The following is a 16,944-nucleotide window of genomic DNA, read 5'->3' as shown; positions in this document are numbered from 1 at the left end:
ACCCGTTACTTCGTCACCCGCGCGACGCAGCTCATGCGTCCCATCCATCCGCGCGTCAGTACCGACGCGGCTTCGCGCTGCTGCGCGTCGAAGCGCAGCCGTACCGGTTCCGCGTCCTTGAGACCGGCCGCATTCCACGTCACCAGCGATCCTTGGAAGGCATCGCCGCTGGCGACCAGCCGGAAGATCGCCCACTCGCCAGCGGTGAGCTTCACGCGAAGCTCCTTGTTCTTCTTGAACCGCGCTAGCAATTCGGCCTGACGTCCCGACGTGGCCGGCCACTCGACCACGTTCTTGAACGACTGTTTGTCGAGCCGCGCTTCGAGGCCGTTGTTCTTGAGAATCACCAGCGGCGTCGTCTCCGTGATCACGCCGCTCACGTTCCACGTGACGTGCGGATTCGCGGCATCCTCGGCGAACAACGCATCGGATACTTCCGCTGCCTTGTTGAAGAAGCCGACGAAGCTTTCCGAGAGCTCGACCCCACCCACCGGCTTCGCCGCGTATTTGGTGCCCGACTTCGTGAGGTACTTGGCCAGTCGATCGGCGTAGAACGTCCACAACTCGCCGGTATCGGGCGTGAGAATCGCCTTTACGTCGGCGATCGTGGCATCGGACGTGGCGTCGGCGTTGAACGGGAATTTCGACGTGAGCGATGCGTCGACTTTCGAGCACAACGCCACGCCGCGCTCGTTGAGCGCCGCGATCTCCGCGGCGGCCGCCCCACCACCACCACCACCGCCGCCGCCACCAGCCGGTGGCGCCGCCGGAAGCGGCGCCGCTGCCACCACGCGCTTTGCCGGCGGGCGGGCCGATGCCACGGTTTTGAGCACCGCTTCGGCACCCACGATCGGCGCCAGCAACAGCTGTTCCACCGCGCTCGCCATCGATGACGCCTCGGCACTCACGTCGAAGCCCTGCGACACACGCTTCGCCGCCACGCGCGCTTTCGTGACGTCACCGCCGGCCAGCTGCGCCGCCTGCACCAGCACCAGCGTAGACGCGGTATCGGTGGCGGGGGGTAAATTGCCGACCTGCGTCAGCGTGCCCTGCAACCCAAGCAGGCCATCCATGTACGGCTGGTTCTTCTCCGACACATACTTGTCGACGATCGCGGGCGGCGTCACCGCATGCACCGGCTGAAACGCGGCCCGCGTGCTCGAATCGGTATCGGTGTTCACCGCGACCGTGCGCAGCACTTGCAGCAGCGGTGATTGCATCCCGGCAATCACATCGAGCTTCGCGGCCGCGTCTTTCACGTTCGACGCGCGCGCCACGCTCGTGCCCTGCACGACCTGACGCCACGAGCGCACGTAGTCATCACGGTAGCGCGTGCGAATAGCACCGATAATCGCCTCGCGATCGACGGACTTCGCCGCGGTCGCATCGCCGACCACCCACGTTTCACCTTGGAAGTAGCGGTCGGAATTGCGGAAGGCGTCCACCATGAACTTCGCGCCTTTCGCGCTGAACGCACCAGCGACTTCCGGCGGTGCCGTCACGGTACCGGGCGACTGTGGCACCTTCACCGGTGGTACCGCCTTGTTCGCTTCCGACAGCATGTTGGCATAAATCTGTTCGCCACCCGTGAAGCGCGACAGGAACTCGCGTGCCTGCGTCACGAGTGACGCGTCGGCGGCTTTCGGCCACGGATTGTACGTGGGTAGCTCGCTCGCATAAAACTCAAACTGACGACGGGCGAGCCCCGTGACATCGGCGTCCGTCGTCACACCGCGCTGCCAGCTGGTAATCAGCACTGGCGCGAGAAACGCCGACGTGCTCTTGTCGGGCGACGTCGTCGTAATGAGATAGCCCTTCAATCGCGCGTACGTCGTGCCGTAGTCGTCCGACGGCGATGGTGCATCCGGCAGTGCCTTCAGCGAATCGATCAGCGCGCCCTGTCCGTCGGCAAAGAGTTGCTTGCGAAATCCATCGTACCACACCGGACGAGCCGCTTCGTACACCGTGGGACCGCTCCACAAGCCGAAACGCAAACGCAACGGCGGACCATCCTGGATCTGTCCACGCAGCGTGTCGAGTTGCGCGCGCAGCGCATCGAGCCGACGCAGCGCCTCCGGCGAGGGCAGCGTGATGGTGCCGGGCGCGGACTGAACCACTGGCAGCGCCGAAACCGCCCGGGCAGCATCCGCCACGCGATTGCCGATGGCTCGATTGCCGAGCCACGACGCCGTTACACCCGTGAGTAACAGCAGCGTGGCGGCGGTGGCCGCACCGAGCATCACCCGTCGCGTGCGCTGCACACCCACGCCACCACGTGCCACCGACGCGGCGCTCGTGTCGGCCAGCACCACGTCACGCAGGAACCGGTCGAGGAACACCCACTCGGGCACCTTGCGCGTGGTCGGTGTCGCGGTGGACAGCGGAGAGGCCGCAGCCACCGCCGGCTGACGGAAGATGCCGGTCGCATCAGTGGCCACCGGCACGGCCGCGGCGGCCATGCGCGGCGTCGCCTGCGCGACATCGGTGACCACGACCGGACGCGCACCCGTAAAGTAGAAGCCGCGCAGCTGCGGACTCGCACCGATCTGCGTGGGACGACACACTTCGAGCAGGAACGACGTCACCGACGGCTGCAGCTTGCGCAGCTCGCGCGGCAACTCGTACGACGCATAGCGGCGATCGATCGCGCCTTCACGTCCAAGCAGTTCAGGGCGTCGCGAGGCGATTACATCGATTATCTCGCGGAACGCGACCTCGAGTCGCGGCGTGAGCCGCTCCGCGTAACTGCCGCTGTTCGACGCGGGATCAAAGGGTAGCGTAGCGCCGAGGGGCGCCCGCAGTTCGTCTCTCGTGAACACACTGATCCACGGCTCGAAGTGCGGCACGCGATCCATCTTCGTGAACATCACATACACCGGCACGGCGAGCCCCAATTCGCGCGACGCTTCGGCCAAGCGCTGCCGCAGCGACTGCGCCAGCTGCTCAAGCTGCTGCCCGTTGCCACCAGTGTAGAACAGATCACACGGCACGCACAACACGATCGCGCGCGCCGCCGCTTCGCCTTGTCCTACGGCCGCCGCTACACGGGGCGCGCGGAGCGCGCGCACCACTTTCGCCCAACGCGGCGCATCGCTGAGCAGCGTGCCACCAAGTTCGGTGATCACCGCCTGACTAAGGGCCCACACATTGGCGGTCTTGGTCGACGTTGGGGCCTCGGTCGACGCGGCCGGCGCATCACCCGCGAGCAACTCGGGATCGCCGCCGGAGCGAGCAATCATCGTGGTCTTCGCGCCGCCTTCCGGGCCGAGCACGAGCACCATCGCACGATTGAAGAACGCCCCGCGCGGCAACCGGGCCCGCGCCGCACCGATGGCGAGCAGCACATCGTCACCGGTGTCGAGTACCGGCTCCGCGTCCTGCGGACGCAGATACCAGAGGATCGCGCCAGCAAGGATCAGCCCCAACAGCAGTAGCCCGACGCGAAGTCCCCACGTGGACAACTCGTCGAGCGTGGCGGAGCGTTCGATGAGCACGATCGCAAGAAGGAACAACAACAGCACTGCGGCGGCGAGAACCCACCGGACGAACGGCTGACGAGACGCCATGATTGGATCCGGGGTTATCGAGCGGTGGTCGCCGACGTCGACGCCACCGGCGCGAGCGCACGAAGATCGGTTGCCGCGTTGCGCAGCGTCAGTGCGTAGGTGCCCCACAACACGGCGAGAAGCACTACGCTCGCGATCGCGGCGATCGAGAGTCGGCGAAGCCAGGGATCCTTCGTATCGACGCGGTCGGCCGGCGGGTGCCAGTGCGGAGCCAGCTCACCCGGCGCACCACGCAGTCGGCCCAGCCGTTCCGCCACCCGCGACGTCGTCGCGTGCAACTGTCCGTTGTCCCCCGCGCCATACTTGCCGCGGAAACCGAGCAGGAGACAGAGCTGATGCACTTCCAGTAGGTCGCCGAGCTCCGGGGCGTCGGGTCGCGCCAACAGCTGATCGAGATGCTGAAAGAACCATTCGCCGCCCATGTGGCCGCCAAACAGTTCGTCCTGCAGTGGACGGCGCGCCCAATCAGCCAACGCTGCGGTACGCGTATTCAGCACCGATTCATCGAGGAACGCCACCACGGCGAAGATCGCCAATCGTGCGTCGGCGGCGGTGAACCCCGACTGCAACGCCTCCTGCTCGGCGCGCGTCAACAACTGAATGATTTGCGCGCGAAACGCAGACGCATCGGTCACCGGCTGACGATCCGCCCGTAGTCGAACCACGGCGGTGATCGATTCCTGCAGCACGCTCGCCAGACGACCCGGCGCCACCATGGTCGAAGCAGACACGGTTGTTCCTCAAAGCGATTGGATTACGACAACGGCAACAGGAGCGCAACTTCCAGATACGCGCCCGGCAACGCATCGGGCACGTACACGCCGATCTCGCGGCTGTCGGTCAGCGACACGGCACAGGGGCCGCTCAGTGTGAGCTCGAAATACGTCAGATCAGGCTTCGGCGCGAGTCCCGCCGGCGGAGTCGGGACATGCTCCGTGGGAAGTCCGTTGAATGCGCGACGAACCAGCTCAAGCACGAACTTGCTGGCGCAGGTCTTCGTGAGCCGCTGCACGCGGTCCACCAGTTCGGCGCGCCCGACATCGGCCCGCACGCCGAGGAACCACCGCGTGCCCGGCTCGAAACAGCGCGGATCGGACAGCGCGGCCACATGCAGCACCGCCGAGGCCGGCGCCAACGGCACCACGATGGCACGGGCTGAGATCACCACGTCGAGATGCGCCCGCAGCTGGAGTTCGAGCGCCGCGAACACGTCGGTGAGCCGATCGTGATCGTAGGTCGGCAGCTCGCGGGGATGTCCGCCCATCGCGAACGTCGAGAGCGCCCCGGCCAGACGCGACAGTTCGAGAAACAATCGTTCCGGATGCGCGCGTCGCGTGAGCAGCAGATGTCGCAGCGGGGCATCGGCCGATCGCACCGCGTGCAACAACCAACGCGTGGCGAGTTCGTTGCCGACATACGCCGCCGCGCCGCCGGCGGCACCCGATGGCGCACTTGACACGGTCGCCGACAAGGCGCTGCCCTTCGCCTCAAGCAGGCTCACCGTCCGACGCGTGAGTTCGAGCAGCGCGTCGCAGGCCGAAAGTTGCAGCACCGGCGGAATGAAGTCGCCATCGACCTGAAACTGTCCGCGTCCATCACGACGGATCCGACCGATCGGCATCGACACGAAGTCGTCGGTGAGCTCATCATCGAGCAGCAGGCGAAGATTCCTGGCGGCGAAACGCACGCGCATCGGATCCGCTCCCGTCGATTCGTCGATCACCAGCTCCTCGACGGCCTGAAAGCGCAGCGGCGTGCTGTTCATATCAAAGGGCTCGCGCGCCTCGGCATCACCGTCGAGATGATCCACATTCGCGGCGTCGGTGCGCCAGCGCGGCAGCGCGAGCAACACGACGTGGGCGTCTCGCGTGGGCGAGAACCGGTCGGCGAGCGCACCGGGCGGCGGCGACGGATCGGCGTCGGGCGTATGGAACACCGTCCCGTCGGGAAGTACTCCCCGGGCATGGACCAGCGCGAGGGTGCCGTTCTGCAGGGCATCGGCATCCAACGCGACCGCCGACAATCCGTACGCGAACGGGAAGAGCAGGTCGAGGGTACGGGTCGACTGGTCTTCTTGATAGCGACGCTGCGCTTGAAAATGCTGCGGCGCGAGGTGCATGCCGTCTTCCCAGACGACACGGCGGGATGGCGGTGACGTCAGTCGCATGGCATCAGGCGCATCGTGTCAGGCCGGACAGGCGAACGATCGGCAGGGCAGGCACAGGCGGGGGGGTGCGTCGTGGATCGGCAAGCACTCGCCGACGCGGACCACAACGCAAGGCACCGGGAAGCGTGTGCGAAACAGCTGCATTACGCGTTGTGCATTGCGCCTAGCCGAGGGCGCGTGAACAATTGAAGAATACATCAGCGGTGCGGTTGTCGCGTCGTTCCGGCGCACCCGTGCACTCTTCCGGCACTTCCCGACCATGAGCGAAGATTTCAATGTCCGCTACCGCCTCCTGAAGTGCGTGGCGGTCGATGACGGCATTCGCAGCCACAACGCGCAGGAGCTGGCGACCGGCCGTGTCGTCATGGTGCACCTCGCCGACGCCGCCGGCCCGGAGGACGTGGATCGCTTGCGGGCAATGCTCACCCGCCTGCCCGGCGCTGACAAGAACCGCGTGCTCGAGACGGCCACGCTGCCGTCGGGGTTCGCGATCGTCACCGAGTTTCTGGCTGGATTGACCTCGTTCCCGGGCTGGCTGGCCGCCCGCGTGCAACCGGGCGAGGGTCCGCCGATGGCTGAACCGATGGTGGCCGCGCCGGTGCTCCCCGCACCGGTCGAGGCGGCCCCCGTCGAGGCGGCCCCCGTTCAGGTTGTGCCGGTTGAGACCGCATCGCCGGTGGAGGCGCTGCCGCTGCCGCCCAGGGACACGCCGCCGGTGAGCCCGCCTCCCGCGGCGGCCCCCGCGCCGGGTGCGTTCACGCAGATGTTCGGCGCCCCCAGCCTACCGGCGTCGCCCGCCCCGGTCACCGCGGCCGCTCCACCGCCAATTGCGTCCGCCCCGGCGTCCGCCCCCGGTGCGTTCACCCAAATGTTTGGCGCGCCCAGCATGCCCGTGGCATCCACTCCCACGCCGGAATCGGTTCGCAAAACCCCACCAATGTTTGCGCAAGATACGCCATCATTGGATCAGTATCCGACACTAAACGCGACACAAGGGCGTATTCCCGCGTACAGGACGGCGACAGAATCCGTCGCCACGCCGGCCGACGCCCCCCAGCCACCGCCACCGCCGAAAGCGGGGCCCGGTGACTTCACGCTAATGTTCGCGGCGCCAGCCACCGCCGCGCCGCTCCCCGGCACGCTACCCCCCTCCCCCGTTGCACCAGCCGCCTGGTCGCCAATCGGCAGCGCACCGCCACCAAATGTGCAGCCGCCGGCCTCGCTGCCGGGTCTCGTCACGCCGCCCAGCTTCATGGCCGCGCCGATGCCGTCATCGCCGGCACCCTCCGCCCCGCCGCCGTTCGCCGCCACCCTTCCGTCGCCCGGCAACGTGTCCCCGGTGTTCGGCCACTCACCGCTATTTGGCTCATCGGCGCCCGCGTCCAGCACGCCAGCATACCACGCACCCGTAGCGCCGCTTCCGATTTCACCCTCCGCCGCTCCCGCCAGCAGCGGGCTTGGCGCTTCGCCCATGAACGCGTCACCCTTGGGCTCGTCGCCGATGGGAGGCGCTCCCGGACTTCCACTTGGCGTGCTGCCACCGCCGATGTTCGGTCAGGGAGGCGCGACCCCGCTCTCGCCAATGGGTGGGGCCGCGCCCAAGGCCACCGCTGGGCCAAGTGATTTCACGCGCCTGATCAGTCAAGCCGCCGCGCCAGTGGTCCCGCCGACGCCGGCCGCCGCCAAGCCGGCCGCCACCACCGCACCGACCAAACGCGCCATTCCGATGGGGTTGATCGTGGTCATCAATGCGGTCCTTCTGCTCGCCGTCATTGTCATCGTCTTCGTGCTACGGAAGCCTCAGCCCCGGGTGCCGTCCAAGCCCGCGGTGCCCAAGGTGCCGTCCGTCAGCGCGCCGGCGTTGAAATGATCCGTCGTCCGTATCAGCGGAGAACGATTACCAGTTCGAACCGCGCGTCGACCAGTTCGGCCGGGACGTACACCGCCAGGTTGCGCGCGCGCTCGATCGCGTCCCACGCACTCCCCGCCTTCCGGATCGCGAAGTACTGAAAGTCCAGCTTCACCGGAACGGCCGAGGGGGGCGACGAGATATGCGCGAGCTCGATGCCCGGAAGCGCCTGACGGATCAAGGTGTCGACTACGTCGGCGGCGCCCACCTTGCACCCCTGCAACACCTTCGGAATCAGCTCCTGCTGGCGCAGTGGAGCACTGACCGCGAGAAACCACTGCGGCGCCTCGAGCCACTTCACCTGCTCGATCGCCACCGCGTGCAGCGTGGCCCGCACCGGCTTGAGCGGCAGCGCGATCGCCGTATCGACCACGGCACCATCGAGCAACTCATACAGCCGACGCTCGAGTTCGAAAAAGCCTTCACCTAAGCGCCGATGATCATAGGTCGGCAAGGACCGCGCATCGCCGCTGGTCGAAAAGGCCGACAAGGAGCCGACCAGCGCCAGCATCGCTTCCCAGAGAGCCGCCGGATGCCCCCGTCGCACATCATGTAAATGGCGGATCGCCGGCAGATGGGTGTTGACCGTGTACAGCAGCCAGAAGCTGCCCACGTCGGCGACCGTGAAATCAGCCAGCCCCTGGTTGCGCTGACGTCGGCTGCCCGAGAGCGACGCACTTCGCGCCGACAGACGCTCGGTGAGCCGACGCATCATCCCCATCATGACCTCACTCGCCGAGAGGTCGAGCAACGGCGGGACGAACTGCGGATCCAGCGTGACGTCCCCGGAGGGCGCCCGACGCAGGCGGGCGATCGGCATCGCCGTGTAGCCTTCCAAACTTTCGCCTTCCAGCACCAACCGCAACGACGGCGGCGAGACCTGAATGGGGCGCTCCGTCAAGCCGGTCGTTTCATCGCGCAACAACTGTTCATCGGCGAGCCACCGTGCCGACGCATATTCACCACGTCGCGCCACGTTACGGGCGCCCGGTCGATACTCCGGCACGGCGACATACGCGAGCAACGATTCCTGATCGGGACCGAAGGCGTCACTGAGCGATTTGGGCGGTGGCGTGGCACCGGCGATCGGCGCATCGAACAGCAAGCCGTCAGCGAAGCGACCGGCGATGGTCGTCGTGACGAGCGTCCCTCCGGCGAGCGCTTCAAGATCCAGCGACAGGTGCGACAGTCCCCACGGACTGAAGGCGAGCGCGCCGACCTGAAAGGCGAGCGTCTCTTCATGATGTCGATCCTGCGCCTGCAGATGCTGCGGCGTGAGCAGGACGCCTTTGGTCCAGAGTACCGGTGGTGAGTGGCGCATCCCCCAACGTATCCCGACAGCCCGTGTCCCGTCAGAGTCGGCGGCGACTCCCCCGCGCTTTCCCGCCGAACCGTAACGCGGAGGAACCGTGGCGTCACTGCGACGTGGCGTTCGCTTGACAAGCGGATGATTGAGAGGGACACTTGCCTGCTCTGCTGAGTAAGCACGAACTCCCCCCTCTCTCAGTTCCAATCGCGCCGGAGTGTTGTATGGCCGAAAGTACGCAAAAAAAGCTCGAACGAGTCCGTCCGCCTCGCATTCAGATCTCGTACGAGGTCGAAACCGGAGGCGCCATTGAAATGAAGGAGCTCCCGTTCCTGATGGGCGTCCTCGGAGACTTCAGCGGTAACCCCGCCGAGACGCTCCCGCGCTTGAAGGATCGGAAGTTCGTCGAGATCACGCCCGACAACTTTGACGATACGCTCGCCAGCATGAAGCCGCGCCTCCAGTTCTCCGTCGAGAACAAGCTGAGCGAAGATGCCGATGCGCCGAAGCTTGGCGTCGAACTGAACTTCCGCAGCATGGACGACTTCTCGCCTGACGCCGTGGCCAAGCAGGTCAAGCCGCTCCGCGAGCTGCTCGAGCTGCGGACGGAACTCGCAAACCTGCGCGCCAATCTGCAAACGAACGAGAAGCTCGACGAAGTGCTGCAGGACACGCTGGGCGACGCCGACAAAATGGCCAAGCTGAAGGCCGAACTCGGGCTGGAGAGCTAACATGGCCGAAGCACAAAAGGCGGGCGCGCAAGCCGTCACGACTGATGCCGAACTCTCCCTGCTCGACCAGATCGTCGAGCAGGGCAAGATGGGCAAGGACGCCGAAACGAAGAGTCGCGGCAAGGATCTGGTGAAGCGGTTCGTCAGCGAAGTTCTCGAAGGCGCGATCACGATCAATCGCGACACCGAGACGATGATCAATGCGCGTATCGCGCAGATCGATCATCTACTATCGCTCCAGGTCAACGAGATCATGCATCACCCCGACTTCCAGAAGCTCGAGGGATCGTGGCGGGGCCTGCAGTTCCTGATGAAGCAGAGCGAGACGAGCGCCATGCTCAAGATCAAGGTGCTCAACGTCTCCAAGAAGGACCTGCTGCGCGACCTGCAGCGGGCGCCGGAGTTCGACCAGAGTGCGCTGTTCAAGAAGGCGTATGAGGAAGAGTACGGCGTGTTCGGTGGTACGCCCTTCGGCGCGCTCGTGGGCGACTATCAGTTCGACAAGAGCGGTCAGGACATCGAGTTGCTCGAGAAGATCTCCAACGTGGCCGCGGCCGCGCACGCGCCGTTCATGACGGCGGCGTCGCACGACATGCTCAACCTGCAGAGCTGGACCGACCTCGACACGCCGCGCGATCTCGCGAAGATCTTTGACAGCACCGAGTACGCCCGGTGGAAGACGTTCCGCTCGAGCGAAGATGCACGCTATGTCGCGCTCGCCGCGCCGCGCGTGCTCATGCGTGAGCCCTACGGCGCCGCCACCGTGCCGGTGGAAGCGTTCAATTACGAAGAACGCGTCGACGGCTCGAACCACGAGCACTACTGCTGGGGCAACGCCGCGTACGCCATGGCGGCGAACGTCAACAAAGCGTTCGCCATGTACGGCTGGTGTGCGCAGATCCGCGGCGTCGAAAGCGGTGGACTGGTGGAAGGTCTCCCCATCCACAACTTCCGTACCGAGTCGGGCGAGCTCGCCATGAAGTGCCCGACCGAAGTGCAGATCACCGATCGTCGCGAAAAAGAACTCGCTGACCTCGGCTTCGCTCCGCTCGTCCACCAGAAGGGCACGGCCAACGCCGCCTTCTTCTCGGTCCAGTCGGCCCAGAAGCCCAAAACGTATGACTCGCCGGGCGCAACCGCCGCCGCGCGGTTGTCCGCACAGCTGCCGTACATCTTCGCCACGTCCCGCTTCGCGCATTACCTGAAGGTGATGATGCGCGACAAGATCGGCGGCTACACGTCACGCGCCGAAGTCGACTCGTTCCTGAATCGCTGGATCCAGAACTACGTCGCCGTCGAAGGGGCCACGGCCTCGATCAAAGCCAAGAAGCCGTTGTCGGAAGCGCGGGTCGATGTGGTGGAAATTCCGGGCAAGCCGGGAGCCTATCGCGCCGTCGCGTTCCTGCGTCCGCACTATCAGCTCGACGAGCTGGCCGTGTCGATGCGACTGGTGGCCGAGCTCCCCGCCGCCGCGAAGTAGTCTCGTTGCGCACAATCGTAGTGCCGTAGGTCGCACGTTTCCGATCGTTCATTCCTCATTTACTCTGGAGTATCACGCACATGGCATTCGATACGTATCTCGATATCACCGGCGTCGTCGGTGAGTGCACCGCGGATGGCTTCGAAAAGAAAATTGAAATCTTCTCGTTCAGCTGGGGAGCCAGCAACCCGACGTCCGTTGGACCGGGCCGTGACGGCCTCTCCGCCGGCCGCGTGTCGGTGTCCAGCTTCAACGTCATGAAGAAGACCGAGAAGTCGTCGGCCGCGCTCTTCGCGGCGTGCTGCACGGGTCAGCACTTCGACAAAGCGACGGTCTCGATGCGCAAGGCCACCGGCACCGGCGGCCAGGATATCTTCCTCACCTACACGTTCACCGACGTGATGGTCGAGTCGATTCAGTGGTCGGGTTCGACCGGCGGCGACGACACGCCCACCGAGTCGCTTTCGCTCGCGTTTGCGAAGGTCGAGATCGAGTACAAGACGCAGGATGACAAGGGCAAGCTCGCAGTGGCCGGTCAGGCCTCGTGGGATCTCACCAAGGTCAAGGCGTAAGGCGAGGACCGCGCCATGGCCTCCTCGCAAGCACTTTACGCGGCCGGCCAGCTCGGCGCGGCAATCGAAGCGTTGGGCGTCGAGCTCCGGAATTTTCCGGCCGACGCCCAACGGCGCACGTTTCTGTTCGAGCTGCTCACCTTCGCTGGCGACTGGTCGCGGGCGCTGAAGCAGCTCGACGTGCTCGCCAAGAACGGCCACATGGCCGAAGCCGGGACCATGCTCTATCGCTCGGCCATCGAGGCCGAGCGCGTTCGTGAACACATGTTCGACACCGGCGACTTTCCGACCACGACCGCCCCGTCACCGGTCAGCGGGACGCTCAACGGCGAGCCGTTTTCCTCGATCGAAGACGCCGATCCGCGACTCGGCGCCCGTCTCGAAGTGATCGCCGGTGGACGCTATCTCTGGATCCCCTTCGCGCATCTCGCGTCGTGGTCCATGCCTGCCCCGGCGCGCCTGCGCGATCTGCACTGGGTGCCGGCGCAGCTGCGCACCGGCCCTTCGGTGGCCGACAAGGAGCTCGGCGAAATTCTGCTGCCTGCCCTCTCGGTCGGCGCGTGGCGCCACGCCGAAGACGAAATCCGGCTCGGACGAGCCACCGATTGGGAGGATCTCCCGTCCGGTGACTTCGCTCCCGTTGGCCAGAAGTTGCTGCGCGTCGATGATCGGCTGGTGCCGCTCGTCGATGTGCGAGAACTCGTCATCGCGTCCTGACCGACGCCCGTCGGTACCGGGCCGTCACCGCGTCGTGCGGTGACGGCGGTCGACGTTTCCGTTTCTCCTTCTTGACATGCCAGTAAACTCCGAGCTTCTCACGACGCTGCTCGCGCCGATTCCGGGAGACAATCCCGCCGGCAGCGATATGCGCTACGATCCGCAGTACGACGCCTTCAAGGAAGCGCGGCGAGAAGAGCTCGCGGTCCCCGACAAAGACGGCAACATGTCGGCCGACCGGAAGGTGCCCGATTGGAATCGCGCCAACGCGATCGGCACCGAACTCCTGAGCAAGTCCACCAAGGACCTGCAGCTCGCGGCCTGGATGACCGAGACGTTGCTGCAGCGTCAGGGCGTGTCCGGGCTCCACACCGGCATTGAGCTGCTGCGTGGCATCCTCGAACAGTTCTGGGACACCTGCTATCCCGAAGGCGAAGACGGCGACTTCGAACTCCGCAGTGGACCGCTGGAGTGGATCGGTAACAAGCTGACGCTCCCGCTGCAGCAGCTCACCATCGCATCCGGCGGCCTCTCGCTGCTCGATTTCAACGCATCGCGCACGATTCCTTCGGAAGGCGTGATCGGCGCGGCCGCGTACGACGTGCAGAAAGCCCTTAGTGCGGCCCGCAGCGAAGCAGAAGCGATGGGCAAGACCATGCCCGAAGCTGCCGACGCCGCCATTGAGAACACGGGGAAGGTCTTTTACAAAGCGCTCGTCTCCGACATCGATGCGGCCGTGGCCGGCCTCGCCGCGCTTGAGGCCATGTCCGACGAACGCTTCGGCCGCGAGGCGCCCGCCTACACCGGCCTGCGCAACGGTCTCGATGAACTGCGACGGTTTACGGCCAGCACGCTCGCCCGGAAGCTCGAGCTCGATCCTGATCCGATCGAAGAAGTCTTCGAAGCGGAGGCATCCGGCACCGCCGACGCCCCGAATGATGGACCGCAAACGCCCGAGCCTGTCAACAAGCAGGATGCCGCGCAACGCGTCATCGTCGTCGCCAAGTGGTTACGGCAACAGGATGCCACCAGCCCGGCGCCGTATGCCATGCTGCGGGCCTTTCGCTGGGGCGAGTTGCGCGGGCACGCACCAGATCTCGATCCGCGATTGCTTGAAGCGCCACCCACGCCCCTTCGCGCGCGCCTCAAGTCATTGCTTCTCGACAATCGGTGGGCCGATCTGCTCGAACAGTGCGAGATGCTCATGGGCACAGCCCAAGGCCGCGGCTGGCTCGACCTACAGCGCTATTCGCTCACTGCCTGCGCCAATCTGGGCAGCGCATTCGATCCAGTGGCGGCCATCATTCGCAGCGAACTTCAGTCGCTGATACGCGCCCTGCCACAGCTCCCCGGAATGACGCTCATGGATGACACGCCGTCGGCCAACGACGAAACCAAAGCCTGGCTGTCCGCCGAGGGACTCGACGCTCCACCAGAGGCGCCGGACAGCGAAGTCGCGAGCGCTGACGACTCCGCCGCTGACAGCGCGATCGGCGACGGCGCGGAACTGTTGGGCGAGGCGCTGGCCGACGATGAGGCCACCGCCAGCCAAGGCGGATTGCGCGCCACACGTCAGCGCCGCGCACCCGTCGCCACCGGACGTGATCCGTTCGACCTCGCTCGCGCCGAGCTGAGCGCCGGCCGACCGAACAAGGCCATCGAGCGGCTGATGGCGGAACTCGTGCGCGACCAGTCGGAACGCGGACGCTTCGTCCGTCAGACGCAGATCGCCTACATCATGGTCGAGGCCGGGCTCAATCAGGTGGCCGAGCCGATTCTCGAACGGCTGCTCGAAATCATCGACGACCGGAAACTCGAGGACTGGGAAGCGGGGGCGTTGGTCGCGCAGCCGCTCGCCCTGATGCACACGGTGCTCACACGAACCGACGAGGATGCGGCCCGACGCTACAAGCTGTATCTGCGTATTTGCCGTCTGGATCCGCTGCAGGCACTCGCCCTGCAGCAGGGCTGAGGAACGCACCCGGCATGGCACGCACCGAACTCGATCGCGCGGTTCAACCCTCGTTGCTCGATCGTCTCACCGACGAGAATCCTCAGGTCAGCGGTGACGTTGCCGTCTCCCGCGAGGAATCCGTGCGTCGGTTTCGTCAGGCGGTGCAACGTGACGTCGAAGCGTTGCTCAACACGAGGCGCTGCATCGTGGAGATCGGCCCGGCCGACGTCGAACTCCGTCGGTCGGTGCATGAATACGGCATCCCCGATACCACCGGCTTGGCGGTCGGCACCAACGCCGGGCGCAAGATGCTCACCGACGATATCAAGGATGCCCTGCAGCGATTCGAGCCCCGCCTCATGAACGTGACCGTACGTCTCACCGACAGTGATCAGGTGCGGACACCACAGGTGCGCTTCGCGATCGAGGCCACGCTGCGCATGGACCCGAGTCCCGAACAGATCGTTTTTGACACCGTCCTGGAAATCGCCAGCGGCTCGTACGCCGTGGACGAGAACGGCTGATGGCCAAGGATGCGCGCGAACAACGGGAACTCAAGGACTACTACGAGTTCGAGCTCACGTATCTCCGCAAGCTCGGCGCCGAGTTCGCACAACGGTATCCGAAGATTGCGTCGCGGCTGCAGCTCGAGACCAGCAAGACGGAAGACCCACACGTCGAGCGTTTGCTCGAGGGCTTCGCCTTTTTGGCCGCCCGCGTGCACCGGCGCCTCGACGACGATTTTCCGGAGATCTCTGAAGCGTTACTGGAGATGCTGCATCCGCAGTTCGTCCGACCTGTGCCATCGATGTGCATCGTCGACATGCCGCTCGATCCGACGCAGGGTCGTTTGCCCGACGGCCATCACGTGCCGCGTGGCAGTGTGCTGCAGACACAGCCGGTCAATCGCGTGCGCTGCACATTCCGCACGGTGTACGACACCATGCTGTGGCCGCTGACGATCGCGAATGCGGAGTGGACCACACCCGACCGCGCGGGCGCCGGCACCAGTGCCCGTGATGCCGTGGGCGCCATTCGGCTCGAGATCCGTGCGTTCGAGGGCGTCAGGCTCGCCGACCTTGCCATCGACGCCCTGCGGCTTCATCTCGCCGGTGGCACCGGTGTAGTCGATACGTTGTACGAGTTGCTGCTCAACAACACGATGCAGATCGTGGTGCGCAATCCCGATCGACCGCACCAGCCGCCGATCGTGATCAAGTCCGGCGCGGTCAAGGCGGTTGGTTTCGGCGAGCACGAAAGCATGCTGCCGTATCCAAACCGTACGTTCGGTGGACACAGTCTCCTCATGGAGCTGTTCGCGTTTCCGCAGAAATTTCACTTCGTCGACCTCGAAGGCTTCGGTGACGCCGTGCGCACGCTGGGCGCCGTCGATCGGGTCGATGTGAGCTTTCTGGTGAGTTCGTTCGAACGTGCCGATCGTCGGCAGCAGCTTGAACTGGAGCTGTCGGCGAAGTCGTTTCGCACCAATGCCACGCCGGCCGTCAATCTCTTCCAGCAGTCCGCCGAACCGATCCTGTTGTCCGAGCGTCGCTTCGAACATTTGGTCGTCGCGGAAGTGCGGCAGCGACTCGAGGTCGAGGTCTGGTCGGTCGATGAAGTGAAGCTGGTGGAACACGAGGCCCGCGAAGCGCGCGAGATCTCGCCGCTCTATTCGCATAAACACAACATCAGCGGTGCTGGCGACGATGTCTTCTGGCACGTCACACGACGTCCGGCCCCGTGGCGCACCGATGGTGGCACTGAGCTCCATCTGGCCTTCAGCGACATGAGCGGCACCGTTCGCGCGCCCGATGTCGACGTGGCGTCGTTGCGCGTGAGCTGCTTCAATGGCGACTTACCGAGTCTGCTGCCCTTCGGCGCCGATAACCGTGGCGATTTCGAACTGATTGGCGCCGGTCCGATTCATCGCATCTACTGCGTAGTCAATCCCACCAAGTCGGTGCAGCCGGCGCTCGGCAGTTCCATGCTCTGGCGTATGATCTCCTCGCTCTCACTGAACTATCTGTCGATCGTCGACGGCACGCCCGATGCCCTGCAGGAGCTGCTGCGGCTGCACAACATGAGCGACGACCTCGGGGCCGAACGACAGATTGACGGACTGGTCAAAGTCAGGAGTGAACCATCCTTCGCGCGCGTCGACTCCCCGCATGGCATCGCCTTCGCGCGTGGTCGTCGCATCGAGCTCGAGTTCGACGAACAACAGTTTCCCGGCGGCGGCATGTTCCTCATGGCCACCGTGCTGGAGCGGTTCTTCGCGCTGTACGCGTCGATGAACAGTTTTACGCAGGTGGCGGTGCGGTCGCGGCAACGTCGGCGATCGGTTACGGAATGGCCGGCCCGCGCCGGTGTGCGGACGCTGCTATGAAGTCGGCCGAGGACGCGCGGAATCGGCGGACGTTGGCCCGCAGCCTCGAGGAGTCGGGAAGCGGCTACGATTTCGTGCAGGCGATGCGGCTGCTCATGCGGCTCTATCCCGACCGCGCCGCGGTCGGTGGCAGGGTCGTCCCAGCCACCGACCGCG

General features: G+C 65.5%; 12 protein-coding genes. 8 read left to right on the top strand and 4 right to left on the bottom strand.

Features of this window, described 5'->3' with window-relative positions; translation table 11 throughout:
- Window positions 1-5 precede the first annotated feature (5 nt).
- From ACLL97_RS14770 to tssK (ACLL97_RS14760), 3 genes are read right to left on the bottom strand one after another with little or no spacing between them, the layout of a single operon-like run.
- On the bottom strand, window positions 6-3,566 hold the full coding sequence (locus ACLL97_RS14770; RefSeq protein WP_411281239.1) for an ImcF-related family protein: 3,561 nt from the start codon (window positions 3,564-3,566) through the stop codon (window positions 6-8).
- 14 nt (window positions 3,567-3,580) lie between these two features.
- Window positions 3,581-4,297, bottom strand: coding sequence for a DotU family type IV/VI secretion system protein (locus tag ACLL97_RS14765; RefSeq protein ID WP_411281238.1), 717 nt, complete (start codon window positions 4,295-4,297; stop codon window positions 3,581-3,583).
- 23 nt (window positions 4,298-4,320) lie between these two features.
- On the bottom strand, window positions 4,321-5,733 hold the full coding sequence (gene tssK, locus ACLL97_RS14760) for a type VI secretion system baseplate subunit TssK (protein ID WP_411281237.1): 1,413 nt from the start codon (window positions 5,731-5,733) through the stop codon (window positions 4,321-4,323).
- 259 nt (window positions 5,734-5,992) lie between these two features.
- Here tssK (ACLL97_RS14760) and ACLL97_RS14755 point away from each other — a divergent pair, with 259 nt between their 5' ends.
- Window positions 5,993-7,603, top strand: coding sequence for a hypothetical protein (locus tag ACLL97_RS14755; protein ID WP_411281236.1), 1,611 nt, complete (start codon window positions 5,993-5,995; stop codon window positions 7,601-7,603).
- Between the two features lie 13 nt (window positions 7,604-7,616).
- Here the strand turns inward: ACLL97_RS14755 and tssK (ACLL97_RS14750) are convergent, their stop codons facing one another.
- Window positions 7,617-8,963 (bottom strand): type VI secretion system baseplate subunit TssK, encoded by a 1,347-nt coding sequence (gene tssK, locus ACLL97_RS14750; RefSeq protein WP_411281235.1) that lies wholly within the window; start codon window positions 8,961-8,963, stop codon window positions 7,617-7,619.
- Window positions 8,964-9,172: 209 nt separating this feature from the next.
- Here tssK (ACLL97_RS14750) and tssB point away from each other — a divergent pair, with 209 nt between their 5' ends.
- The 7 genes from tssB (at window position 9,173) to tssF (ending at window position 16,788) form a co-directional block, all read left to right on the top strand.
- A complete protein-coding gene (gene tssB / locus ACLL97_RS14745) occupies window positions 9,173-9,679 on the top strand; it encodes a type VI secretion system contractile sheath small subunit (RefSeq protein ID WP_411281234.1) in 507 nt (168 codons plus the stop codon).
- Between the two features lies 1 nt (window position 9,680).
- A complete protein-coding gene (tssC, locus tag ACLL97_RS14740) occupies window positions 9,681-11,159 on the top strand; it encodes a type VI secretion system contractile sheath large subunit (protein ID WP_411281233.1) in 1,479 nt (492 codons plus the stop codon).
- Between the two features lie 80 nt (window positions 11,160-11,239).
- Window positions 11,240-11,731: an Hcp family type VI secretion system effector gene (locus ACLL97_RS14735; protein WP_411281232.1), complete on the top strand. Its 492-nt coding sequence runs from the start codon at window positions 11,240-11,242 to the stop codon at window positions 11,729-11,731.
- 15 nt (window positions 11,732-11,746) lie between these two features.
- Window positions 11,747-12,448, top strand: a complete 702-nt coding sequence (locus ACLL97_RS14730; RefSeq protein ID WP_411281231.1) for a type VI secretion system accessory protein TagJ — start codon at window positions 11,747-11,749, stop codon at window positions 12,446-12,448.
- 76 nt (window positions 12,449-12,524) lie between these two features.
- Window positions 12,525-14,420, top strand: coding sequence for a type VI secretion system protein TssA (gene tssA, locus ACLL97_RS14725; RefSeq protein ID WP_411281230.1), 1,896 nt, complete (start codon window positions 12,525-12,527; stop codon window positions 14,418-14,420).
- Window positions 14,421-14,434: 14 nt separating this feature from the next.
- Window positions 14,435-14,926: a type VI secretion system baseplate subunit TssE gene (tssE, locus tag ACLL97_RS14720; protein ID WP_411281229.1), complete on the top strand. Its 492-nt coding sequence runs from the start codon at window positions 14,435-14,437 to the stop codon at window positions 14,924-14,926.
- A complete protein-coding gene (tssF, locus tag ACLL97_RS14715) occupies window positions 14,926-16,788 on the top strand; it encodes a type VI secretion system baseplate subunit TssF (protein ID WP_411281228.1) in 1,863 nt (620 codons plus the stop codon). The genes tssE and tssF overlap by 1 nt, the downstream gene beginning before the upstream one ends.
- Window positions 16,789-16,944 lie beyond the last annotated feature (156 nt).

The organism is Gemmatimonas sp. (genome assembly GCF_046594945.1).
In the GTDB taxonomy this organism is placed as follows: domain Bacteria; phylum Gemmatimonadota; class Gemmatimonadetes; order Gemmatimonadales; family Gemmatimonadaceae; genus Gemmatimonas.
Note: the sequence above shows the minus strand (reverse complement) of the source record. Positions and strands in the feature narration are given on the sequence as shown.